This is a genomic window from Maribacter sp. HS, assembly GCF_048059195.1.
GTDB lineage: Bacteria > Bacteroidota > Bacteroidia > Flavobacteriales > Flavobacteriaceae > Maribacter > Maribacter dokdonensis.
The window spans coordinates 1,028,910-1,042,249 of sequence record NZ_JAYLVV010000002.1 but is presented as its reverse complement, the minus strand read 5'-3'; the positions used below and the strand labels follow the sequence as shown (position 1 = coordinate 1,042,249).

General features: G+C 40.8%; 5 protein-coding genes. All 5 read left to right on the top strand.

The genetic code is table 11. The annotated features are described in order from the left end of the window. The first annotated feature begins 144 nt into the window (after positions 1 to 144). The 5 genes from VBZ51_RS04530 to VBZ51_RS04510 all read left to right on the top strand — a co-directional run bounded on the left by VBZ51_RS04530 (position 145) and on the right by VBZ51_RS04510 (position 13,337). Entirely contained in the window at positions 145 to 1,458 is a 1,314-nt protein-coding gene (locus tag VBZ51_RS04530) for an MGH1-like glycoside hydrolase domain-containing protein (RefSeq protein WP_416576196.1), read from the top strand. A 102-nt stretch (positions 1,459 to 1,560) separates the two neighbouring features. After that, positions 1,561 to 3,165 (top strand): sodium:solute symporter, encoded by a 1,605-nt coding sequence (locus tag VBZ51_RS04525; RefSeq protein ID WP_416576195.1) that lies wholly within the window; start codon positions 1,561 to 1,563, stop codon positions 3,163 to 3,165. Between the two features lie 10 nt (positions 3,166 to 3,175). Then, a complete protein-coding gene (locus VBZ51_RS04520; protein WP_416576194.1) occupies positions 3,176 to 4,300 on the top strand; it encodes a glycerate kinase in 1,125 nt (374 codons plus the stop codon). A 337-nt stretch (positions 4,301 to 4,637) separates the two neighbouring features. Next, a complete protein-coding gene (locus VBZ51_RS04515) occupies positions 4,638 to 12,383 on the top strand; it encodes a gliding motility-associated C-terminal domain-containing protein (protein ID WP_416576193.1) in 7,746 nt (2,581 codons plus the stop codon). Positions 12,384 to 12,386: 3 nt separating this feature from the next. Further along, a complete protein-coding gene (locus VBZ51_RS04510; RefSeq protein ID WP_416576192.1) occupies positions 12,387 to 13,337 on the top strand; it encodes a type IX secretion system membrane protein PorP/SprF in 951 nt (316 codons plus the stop codon). Positions 13,338 to 13,340: the final 3 nt, after the last annotated feature.

Sequence of the window (13,340 nt, the reverse complement as noted above, 5' to 3'; positions counted from 1 at the left end):
AGCACATTGGCGATAATAGGAGTTGCCAATGTGTTTTTTACTCGATAATCGAGATTTATTTGCTCTGACGCTTGCGTCAACATAATAATTGTGTTTTTAATTCAAAGCCTAGTGGGCTAGTCCCAAGGTGATTTACAAGATAATATGAAGAAAGAATTATATAAGAAGGCTATTGCGATCTTGGATGCAAATTTTCAAGAAGGCGGATTTACAATACCTAGTGCAGGGCTGTATCCTTTTCAATGGAAGTGGGATTCAGGTTTTATAGCTATCGGTTTTGCTCATTATGACGTAGAAAAAGCCAAAACCGAAATGAGAACCTTGCTTGATGCACAGTGGGAAAACGGATTTATACCACATATTGTTTTTCATACGGAGAATGATTCCTATTTCCCTGGGGCAGATTTTCATCAATCTGAATTACATCCTTTATCATCAAAAAAATATAGGTCTACCGGTATGACACAACCACCGGTTTCTGGTTTTGTGTTGCAAGAAATGTATGGTATTGCAGAAGATAAGGATGATATGTTGCACTTTATCAAAGAAGAGATCGATAAGGTTTTTGACAATCACGTGTATTTCTACGAAAATAGAGACCCAAAAGATGAAGGGTTGGTCTACATTTATCACAACTGGGAATCTGGTACGGACAACTCCCCCGTATGGGATGATATCTGGAAAACGATGAATCCGCCGGAATATACATTTGTTAGAAAAGATACTACGCATGTAGATGTGTCCCAGCGCCCTACTAAAAGGGAGTATGATCATTATCTGCACCTTATCGATATTGCCAAACAGCACAATTATGATGATGCTAAAATTGCCGAGTTATCCCCCTTTTTGGTTCAAGATCCATTGTTCAATGCAATGCTTATAAAATCTAATCAGGCGTTAATTGAATTATATGAATTGATCGGGGGTCATGAACATAAAATTGCAACACTGTCTCAATGGCAATCAAAAAGTATTAAAAGTTTCAATGATAAGTTGTTCGATGCGGCATTAGGGGCATATGTACATTATGATTTAAGAAACGAAGAACCTATTCGTCACATTACCTCATCGTCTTTTTCACCTTTGTTCGCACATATTCCATCAGAGGAAAGAGCGCAGGTTTTAGTGAAAACAATGATGGAGAAGTTCGGTGGAGAAGACAAATACCTATGTGCATCGTTTGATCCTACTGATGATCGTTTTAATCCTAGAAAATATTGGAGAGGTCCTGTGTGGATCAATATGAACTGGATGCTCTTTCGTGGGCTAAGAAGTAACGGTTACACAGATCTAGCAGAGCGGATTAAAATAGACAGTTTAGAACTGATCCAGCAGTACGGTTTTTACGAGTATTTTGACTGTAGACGAGATACCGGAGATAAAAATCAGACGGGATACGGCGGTAATAATTTCTCTTGGAGCGCCGCTTTATATATTGATATGGTGAATACCGATTAAAACTGATGTGTTATGAATTATATTGATTACTTTTTAATTGTATTCTACATATTCGGTATTGTTATGGTTGGCTTTTTAATCAAAAAAAATAGAAACTAAGGTATGAACTACGTTGACTATATCATTATTGTTGTTTATTTAGCAGGGTTTTTAGGTTTGGGCTTCATGTTCAAGGAAAACAACTCTGGTGGCGATTACTTTTTGGGTGGTCGTAAAACATCATGGCTACCATTAAGCTTATCGGCAATGGCAACCCAACTGTCTGCCATAAGTTTTATCTCGGCACCTGCTTTCGTCGGTTTAAAAGATGGTGGGGGTATGCAGTGGCTAACGTATGAGTTTGGTGTACCATTGGCAATGGCATTTTTGCTTATTGCAGTATTACCAACACTGTATAAATCAGGTATTGTTAGCGTATATGAATATTTAGAGAAAAGATTTGATTCTTCATCGCGTTTATTAATAAGTTTCGTTTTTCAAATAAGCAGGTCTGTAGCTACAGGGGTTATGGTATATACTATGGCCTTGATTTTACAGGCCACTATTGGATTGGATTTTTGGATTTCCATTTTAATTATCGGACTCATTACCATGGTCTACTCTTTTCAAGGTGGTATGAAAGCGGTGATATGGGGCGATGTCATTCAAATGAGTATCCTTTTTATTGGCATTATTATATGCTTGTACTTTGGTTTTAGTGAGCTTGGTGGAATAGATAATTTTCTTACCCATGTAGATACTGATAGAATTACAGCGGTAGATTTTAACAAATGGGGTTTTAACAATGCAGATGGTAATGATGAATTTGGATTTTGGCCCATGGTCATTGGTGGATTCTTTTTGTACGCTTCTTATTACGGTACTGATCAAACCCAATCGCAACGGTTGTTATCTTCAAGTAGCATGTCTAACCTTAAAAAACTGATGATGGCAAACGGATTATTGCGTTTTCCGTTTACATTGACCTATTGCATTATGGGGCTTGTGTTGGGTACGTTGCTGTTGCAAGATGTTAGTTTTCAAGAACAGATGGAAACCGTGTACCAAGCCAATATAACTTCATTACAAGGAAAAAAGGCAGATTTAATGGTGCCGGTCTTTATAATTAAGTATTTGCCAAATGGGGTAATCGGTATTTTGATCGTAGCTATCATGTCAGCAGCTATGTCTACCTTGAGTTCTACGGTAAACTCCTTATCTGCCGTAACTATGGAAGACTTCGTAAAAAGATTCAACCCTAATATGCCAGATAAAAAATACATGACCTATTCAAAGTTACTGTCTATTTTTTGGGGTCTGGTCTGTTTGTTTTTTGCATTTTTTGCAGGCAATATAGAAGGCACGGTCATAGAAGTCATCAATAAAATCAGTTCAGTTTTCTATGGTCCAATTTTGGCAGCTTTTATTTTGGCAATACTTACCAAGAAAACTCATGCTCTTGGTGCCAATATAGGTATAGTCGTTGGGGTATTGTTCAATGTTTACCTATGGCTATATGTGCCTCAGATCTTTTGGTTCTGGTGGAATGCACTGGGGTGTATAGTTACTGTATTGGTTGCGCTTGGGGTTAGCTACACGGTTAAAAGAAGGGTAAATGAAGGGTTAAAGGTTGAATATTATTCCGGTAAAAAAGAAGTGGTAATATTGTTGGCATACTTTGTAGCAATAGTTGCTTTTAGTGTTGCATTACCAAATATTTTGAATTAATCTTATAGCAATGAAATTTGTAATAGCACCAGATAAGTTTAAAGGCTCACTAACCGGATTCGAATTTTGTGATGCCGTAGAGGAAGGACTCCTAATGGTGTTCAATGATGCCGAAATTTTAAAAAAGCCTTTAGCAGATGGTGGTGATGGTACCATGGAAGTCGCTAAACATTATATAAAAGGAGAAACGGTAACCATTACTGTAAACGATCCTCTTTTTAGACCTATAAATGCTTCTTATTTATATTCTGATGAAACAAAGATAGCCTACATAGAGATGGCTGAAGCATCAGGATTAAAATTGTTGAACGTAGATGAGTTTGACTGCATGGAAACAACAACATCTGGAACAGGCGAATTAATTTATGATGCGCTTGAAAAAGGAGCAACAGAAATTATTTTAGGTATTGGCGGCAGTGCTACCAATGACGGTGGTATGGGCATGGCAAATGCGTTGGGTTTTCGGTTTTTGGATGAAAAAGGACTGGAGTTATCCCCAATAGGAAAACATCTTTCAAAGGTGAAAACTATAGATGATTCCAACAAGCATCATAGGTTAGATGGGGTAAAAGTGAAAGTCGCATGTGATGTCACCAATCCTTTTTATGGGCTGCAAGGTGCTGCTTATATTTATGGGGCACAAAAAGGTGCTTCTGAAAATGAGATTATATTTCTAAATCAGGGTTTGTGCAACTTTGCAGAAATTATTAAGAATCGCTATGAAATCGATTTACACAAAGTAAGTGGCTCCGGTGCAGCAGGTGGTGTTGGTGGTGGCGCCCTTGTTTTTCTGAACGGAGAATTAATTTCTGGGAATAATTTGGTAAAAGAATTGGCAGATTTTGACAATGCCATTAATGGTGCAGATTGGATCATTACCGGCGAAGGTCAGTTAGATGAGCAAACGCTTTCTGGCAAGACCATAGATGGGGTAGTAAAATCTGCCAAATCTAAGAATATACCCGTTGCCGCACTCTGTGGCTCGGTAAGTATTAGCGTTGCACAACAACAAAAATTCGGGTTAAATTATGTGGCATCGATTGTAAGAGGCATTTCTACTTTAAATCAGGCTATGGAGCAGAGTAGGGACAACCTTTTAAATGCCACCTTTAATTTTGCAAGTCTATTGAAGTGAAAAGTTGATTATTAAATGGGATTGCTTCAACTAAGAATTACTTTAATGTGCATATAGATTTAACCGGAATTGAGTTATAGGTTTTTTATTAAACCGATCAATTTTCTTATGCTAAATTGCAAATTCAAACAACTGTAATCTTTTTACTACAAGTTCTGTAAAGTATAAAAATAGGGAAGAATGCCATTTGCAAGCCACAGCTATCTCTTGGTATACCTTTACTTTCGGTGTGTTGACAACAATTTATTTATAGGGCACTAGGCTACTGTTACCTTTAGTTTACGTACGAACTAATATCCATTCAAACTTGAAAAATATGGATGGATTATTTTAGCCAATGACCAAACTTATTACAGCTTTTTTTATTCCTAAATATTTAGCGAAAGGGCTCTTCGTCTTTTTCTTATTAATGTTGGTAAATGGTATTTCTTATGCTCAGAAAACTACCAATTGGACCCAAAAACCTTCCTCAAGTACATGGGAATCTATAAGTTCAGATGGACTTGTAAGAGTTGAATGTAGAATTACGGGGGGAGTTTCAATTACAGGGAATGAGACTATGGGGTGTATATCTGATAACACTTATGGTAATCCCGATCCTGTGGTTTTTGGGGAAACTTCCTTAGGTGTTTCCGTCAATCCATTATTTACAGGAACAATAGCATTTCATTTTTTTGATGTGATAACCGGTGATGAGGTGTTTATTACTAACCCGTTTTTAAATGTTGATAAAGTGGGTACATATGGTCTTCTACCTCTGGGATTTATAACAGGCACAAATACAGGTGTATTTGAATCTACCAACGGAACATGGACCAATATTGGTAATAATGGTGATATTTTTCAATTCACAAATACAGAATTTACAATAGATGCCGATGCTCTTTTGAGCTTTAATGGGGGCGAGTGTGGTGATAATTCATTTTATGGTACAGGGGGAGGAACCATGAGAATGGATGAAGCAGTAAAATCTATAAATATGGATGTTTCTGTATCAGGGTTACTTTCACTTTTTCAAGAAGATGTAGAATTTGTGATATCTAACTTAATTATTGCAGAACCTGAGATTGAAGTTACCAAAACTGTAATAAATAACTTTAGTTCTCCTGTAGAAGCTGGAGATTCAGTGGATTACACTATAAAAATTGAAAATACCGGTAACGTAAAAGTTACGAATGTTGATGTAACCGATACTTTTAAAGATGCTAGTGGAAATAGTATAGCATTAAGTACCCCGCCAAATTTCTTATCCTCTACAATGGGTTCTTTAGAAGGAACTCTTTTGCCAAATGAAGTGGCGACTTATACTGCTGGCCATGTATTGACTACAAATGAAATTAATGAAGGTGGAGTAATCAATCAGGTAAGTGTTTTTGCCGATAGTCCATACGGTCCAGATGATACAGATGATATTTCAGATGATGGTGATGATACAGATGGTAATTTACTTAATGATACTACAGATAGTTTTTTTCCTGTTCCTTTAAATGATACCGCTACGGTAGAAAAGAATAATTCAATTGATATTTTAGTAACTAATAATGATGATTTTGGAGGTAATGGCCCTAATTCAGGAGCTATATTTATTGTCAGTACCCCCACCAATGGTAGTGTTTCCTTAAACGAAAACGGTTCAGCTACCGACCCTCAAGATGATTACTTCTCTTATACACCAAGTACGGACTTTATAGGTGCCGACTCATTTATTTACGGAATAACAGATGCAAGGGGTTATACACAATACGCGACAGTTAATATTACAGTGTATACTTGTCCAAATGCTGGTGTCGACGGGATCCTGAATATTTGTTTAGGGGATTCTTTTGAGAATGCAGATCTTTTTGCGTCTTTAACAGGTGCTCCGGATACAGGTGGAACCTGGACTAATAATTTTGATGATACATTTACCTATACTTTAACTGCTGTTGCACCTTGTACGGTTAATGTTATTAGTATTGTAACAGTAATTGAGCATGACCCACCAAATGCCGGAGGTGACGGAACATTGAATATTTGTGAAGGAGCAACTTTTGACAATGATGATCTATTTGGTCGGCTTACAGGTAATCCAGATATCGGTGGAACGTGGACGGACAATGGCGACGGATCTCACACGTATACAATAGCAGCAACATCACCTTGTACAGTAGATGATGAAAGTATCGTAACCGTTGTAGAGCAAGCTCAACCAAATGCCGGAGGCGATGGAACATTGAACATTTGTCAGGGAGCATCATTTTCGAATGCGGACTTGTTCACGCAACTGACAGGTTCACCCGATACCGGTGGAACATGGGTCGACAATAACGATGGTACGCATACTTATACTGTAGCTGCAACTGCTCCCTGTACAATAGATGATGAAAGTATCGTAACCGTTGTAGAGCAGGCACAACCAAATGCCGGAGGTGATGGAACATTGAACATTTGCCAAGGCGAAACATTCACGAATGCAGATCTGTTCGCCCAATTGACAGGTTCACCCGATACCGGTGGAACATGGGTCGACAATAACGATGGTACGCATACGTATACAGTATCAGCGACAGCTCCATGTACAGCCGATGATGAAAGTATCGTAACCGTAACCGAGCAGGCACAGCCAAATGCAGGAATCGATGGAACATTGAATATATGTGAAGGCGCAACATTCACAAATGCTGATCTGTTCGCACAGTTGACCGGTTCCCCGGATACTGGCGGAATATGGACAGACAATAGCGATGGTACTCATACATATACGGTGTCGGCAACATCACCTTGTACAACCGATGATGAAAGTATCGTAACCGTTGTAGAGCAAGCTCAACCAAATGCAGGAAGTGACGGAACATTGAACATTTGCCAAGGCGAAACATTCACGAATGCAGATCTGTTCGCCCAATTGACAGGTTCACCCGATACCGGTGGAACATGGGTCGACAATAACGATGGTACGCATACGTATACAGTATCAGCGACAGCTCCATGTACAGCCGATGATGAAAGTATCGTAACCGTAACCGAGCAGGCACAGCCAAATGCAGGAATCGATGGAACATTGAATATATGTGAAGGCGCAACATTCACAAATGCTGATCTGTTCGCACAGTTGACCGGTTCCCCGGATACCGGTGGAACATGGGTCGACAATAACGACGGCACGCATACCTACACAGTTGCTGCAATAGCACCATGTACAACGGATGACGAAAGTATCGTAACCGTAACCGAGCAGGCACAACCAAATGCAGGAAGTGATGGAACATTGAATATTTGTCAGGGATCATCATTCACGAATGCAGATCTGTTCGCCCAATTAACGGGTTCCCCGAATACCGGTGGAACGTGGACCGACAATGGCAATGGCACGCATACGTACACGGTAGCAGCGACAGCTCCATGTACAGTAGATGATGAAAGCATTGTAACCGTATCCGAACAAGCGCAACCAAATGCCGGAGGCGATGGAACATTGAATATTTGCCAAGGCGGTACATTCACCAATGCAGACTTGTTCGCACAATTGACCGGTTCCCCGGATACCGGCGGAACATGGGTCGATAATGGCAATGGCACGCATACGTATACAGTGTCGGCAATTGCTCCATGTACAGCCGATGATGAAAGTATCGTAACCGTTGTAGAACAAGCACAACCAAATGCAGGAATCGATGGTACATTGAACATTTGTGAAGGCGTAACATTCACGAATGCTGATCTGTTCGCACAGTTGACCGGTTCCCCGGATACAGGTGGAACTTGGACCGACAACGGCAATGGCACGCATACGTATACCGTAGCAGCAACATCACCTTGTACAGTAGATGATGAAAGTATCGTAATCGTTGTAGAGCAAGCTCAACCAAATGCCGGAGGTGATGGAACATTGAACATTTGCGAAGGCGCAACATTCACTAATGCAGACTTGTTCGCACAGTTGACCGGTTCCCCGGATACCGGTGGAACATGGGTCGACAATAACGATGGCACGCATACGTACACAGTAGCAGCGACAGCTCCATGTACGGTTGATGACGAAAGCATCGTAACCGTAACCGAGCAGGCACAGCCAAATGCAGGAATCGATGGAACATTGAATATTTGCGAAGGCGAAACATTCACCAATGCAGACTTGTTCGCACAATTAACTGGTTCACCCGATACCGGTGGAACATGGACTGACAATGGCGATGGTACTCATACGTATACTGTGGCAGCAACATCACCTTGTACAACTGATGATGAAAGCATCGTAACCGTAACCGAGCAGGCACAGCCAAATGCAGGAATCGATGGAACATTGAATATTTGCGAAGGAGAAACATTCACGAATGCAGATCTGTTTGCCCAATTAACGGGTTCACCCGATACCGGTGGAACGTGGACGGACAATGGCGATGGCACACATACGTATACAGTAGCAGCGACTGCTCCATGTGCAGTAGACGATGAAAGTATCGTAACCGTTGTAGAGCAAGCGCAACCAAATGCAGGAATCGATGGAACATTGAATATCTGTCAGGGAGCAACTTTTGACAATGATGATCTATTTGGTCAGCTTACAGGTAATCCAGATACCGGCGGAACGTGGACGGACAATGGTGACGGCACGCATACGTATACCGTAGCAGCGACTGCTCCATGTGCAGTAGATGATGAAAGTATCGTAACCGTTGTAGAACAAGCACAACCAAATGCCGGAGGCGATGGAACATTGAATATCTGTCAAGGAGCAACTTTTGACAATGATGATCTATTTGGTCAGCTTACAGGCAATCCAGATACAGGTGGAACGTGGACGGACAATGGCGATGGTACACATACGTATACAGTGTCAGCGACTGCTCCATGTACTGTAGACGATGAAAGTATCGTAACCGTTGTAGAACAAGCACAACCAAATGCTGGAATCGACGGAACATTGAATATTTGTGAAGGCGAAACATTCACGAATGCAGACTTGTTCGCGCAACTGACCGGTTCCCCGGATACGGGCGGAACATGGGTCGATAATGGCAATGGAACACATACGTATACCGTAGCAGCGACAGCTCCATGTACAGTAGATGACGAAAGCACCGTAACCGTAACCGAGCAGGCACAACCAAATGCCGGAGGCGATGGAACATTGAATATTTGCGAAGGCGCAACATTCACCAATGCAGATCTTTTCGCACAACTGACCGGTTCCCCGGATACGGGCGGAACATGGGTCGACAACGGTAATGGCACGCATACGTATACCGTAGCAGCAACATCACCTTGTACAGTAGACGATGAAAGTATTGTAACCGTAACCGAGCAGGCCCAACCAAATGCCGGAATCGATGGGATATTGAATATTTGCCAAGGCGAAACATTCACGAATGCAGATTTGTTCGCACAACTGACCGGTTCACCGGATACTGGAGGAACGTGGGTTGACAATAACGATGGCACGCATACGTACACAGTGTCAGCAACTGCTCCATGTACGGTTGATGACGAAAGTATCGTAACCGTTGTAGAGCAAGTACAACCGAATGCAGGCATTGACGGGACATTGAATATTTGCGAAGGAGAAACATTCACGAATGCAGATCTGTTTGCCCAATTAACGGGTTCACCCGATACCGGTGGAACGTGGACGGACAATGGCGACGGAACTCACACGTATACAATAGCAGCAACATCACCTTGTACAGTAGATGATGAAAGTATCGTAACCGTTGTAGAGCAAGCTCAACCAAATGCCGGAATCGATGGAACATTGAATATTTGCGAAGGCGAAACATTCACCAATGCAGACTTGTTCGCACAATTAACTGGTTCACCCGATACCGGTGGAACATGGACTGACAATGGCGATGGTACTCATACGTATACTGTGGCAGCAACATCACCTTGTACAACTGATGATGAAAGCATCGTAACCGTAACCGAGCAGGCACAGCCAAATGCAGGAATCGATGGAACATTGAATATTTGCGAAGGAGAAACATTCACGAATGCAGATCTGTTTGCCCAATTAACGGGTTCACCCGATACCGGTGGAACGTGGACGGACAATGGCGATGGCACACATACGTATACAGTAGCAGCGACTGCTCCATGTGCAGTAGACGATGAAAGTATCGTAACCGTTGTAGAGCAAGCGCAACCAAATGCAGGAATCGATGGAACATTGAATATCTGTCAGGGAGCAACTTTTGACAATGATGATCTATTTGGTCAGCTTACAGGTAATCCAGATACCGGCGGAACGTGGACGGACAATGGTGACGGCACGCATACGTATACCGTAGCAGCGACTGCTCCATGTGCAGTAGATGATGAAAGTATCGTAACCGTTGTAGAACAAGCACAACCAAATGCCGGAGGCGATGGAACATTGAATATCTGTCAAGGAGCAACTTTTGACAATGATGATCTATTTGGTCAGCTTACAGGCAATCCAGATACAGGTGGAACGTGGACGGACAATGGCGATGGTACACATACGTATACAGTGTCAGCGACTGCTCCATGTACTGTAGACGATGAAAGTATCGTAACCGTTGTAGAACAAGCACAACCAAATGCTGGAATCGACGGAACATTGAATATTTGCGAAGGCGCAACATTCACCAAAGCAGATCTGTTCGCGCAACTGACCGGTTCGCCCGATACCGGTGGAACTTGGACCGACAACGGCAATGGCACGCATACGTATACCGTAGCAGCGACATCACCCTGTACAATAGATGATGAAAGTATCGTAACCGTTGTAGAGCAAGCACAACCATATGCAGGAGGTGATGGAACTTTGAATATTTGCGAAGGTGATACGATTACCAATACAGCCCTATTTGCTCAATTAAGCGGATCTCCTGATACTGGTGGTTCGTGGACCGATAATGGTAACAACACATTTACATATACCGTAGCCTCCATACTGCCTTGCTTTATTAACGATACAAGTATGGTTACTGTGGTATTTGATCAAACCGATAGCAATGGTAATGGTGTAGTAGATTGTCAAGAAACAATTATAGTGCTTCCGGTAATTACAATAGATGACATAACCTTAGATAACATTGTCAACGAAAATGAATCTCAAGGTCAGATTAATGTAACGGGAAGGGTTACAGGTGATTTTTCTGAAGGTGATCTAGTAACCTTGACCATTCATAATACCAATTATACTGGTCCTGTAGATGCAAACGGGTTTTTTAATATCTCGGTTGCTGGTTCGGATTTAGTGGAGGACAATGATTTAAGTATTCTAGGTACGGTCACCACGATAACTTTAGATGGCAATACAGGTTCATCGTCAGTACAACATCCGTATACCATTGATATAGATCCACCTTTGGTCGATAGTTTTGAAACAATGGACACATACCCCATTTTACTTGGTTTAGGGAGTCCGAATGAGATATTAAATATTACGGTTGAGGTTGGTGATACAGGCTTGTTATTACAGTATGTAATCAATACTGATATCAATGGTATTTGGGAAATTCATACAGAAACGGATCAAGCAGAAAATGGAATTTTCCCTATAGTCAATCCCGAATTGACTTTGTTGATTACTGCTGAAGATATTGCAGGAAATATAGGTAAAGGTGAGGTCTTGATTATTTTTGATAATGAACCACTTAATAATGATACTGATAACGATGGTTTATCAAATGATGAAGAACTGACTTTAGGTACTGACCCTAATAATCCGGATACGGATGGAGACGGTATCATGGATGGGCAAGAAACTATGGATGGTACCGATCCTTTAGATCCTTGTGATTCTTTAGGGGGTACACCACCATCTGGAAGTAATTGTGACATCTATATAGAACTAGATCTTGTAAAACCGGGAGATTCTATGAATGGTAGCTTTGAGATTATCAATATTGAGAGGTTTCCAGAAAATTCGGTTAAAATCTATAATAGATATGGTGTTTTGGTATGGGAAGTAGAAGGTTATGAAAATGGCCCCAATGCTTTTAGTGGTCTGTCTGACGGTAGAATCACCATTAACAGAAATGAGAAACTACCTTCTGGTACCTATTATTATGATATATACTATACTGCAAGGGGAGAGCAAAAAATATTAACCGGTTATCTGTACGTAATTAGATAAAAGATGAAGAAAATCTATCAAATAATCTTTTTGATATTTACCATGGTTTTAGGTGGTCAATATCTTATGTTCGGTCAGCAAGATGCCCAGTATACACAGTATATGTACAATACATTCTCGGTTAACCCGGCGTATGCAGGATCTAGAGAGGTATTAAGTATATCTGCATTGCACAGGTCACAATGGGTAGGTAGAGACGGTGCTCCTAATACACAAACACTTAGTGTACACGGACCTTCTTCTGACAAAGTGGGGCTTGGTCTATCTATTGTTCATGATGAAATAGGGAACAACACCAATCAAAATACATATATTGACGCTGCTTTTTCGTATACATTGAAGACCTCTAACAATAACAAATTGTCATTTGGGTTAAAGGCTGGCGGACACTTATTAAATTTAGATTTTAACAATCTTAGAAATTTTAGTGCCGGTGGTACTGCCATTACCGATAGTGATCTTTATAAAAAATTTACTCCCAATTTTGGAGCAGGTCTGTACTACCATAACGATCAATTCTATGCAGGTTTGTCCATACCTAATTTTTTGCAGACAGAGCATTTTGATAGCGCTGATGGTAATGATAACCTTGTATCTGTAGATAGAATGACCTGGTATTTAATATCAGGGTATGTTTTTGAAATGTCATCGGCTTTAAAATTTAAACCTGCTTTTCTATTGAAAGCAACGCCAGGTGCACCGTTACAAGCGGATATTTCGGCTAATTTTTTGTTGAACGATAAATTTTCAATGGGTTCCGCCTATAGATGGGATGCCGCGTTGAGTGCGTTGTTCGGATTTCAAATGACACCGGAATTTATGCTGGGGCTGGCTTATGATAGTGATATATCTGAACTGGGAGGCACCAAGTTTAACAATGGTTCTTTTGAGGTGTTTCTTAGATATGAGTTCATTAAAAAAGATAAAATTGATTTGACCCCTAGATTCTTTTAAATA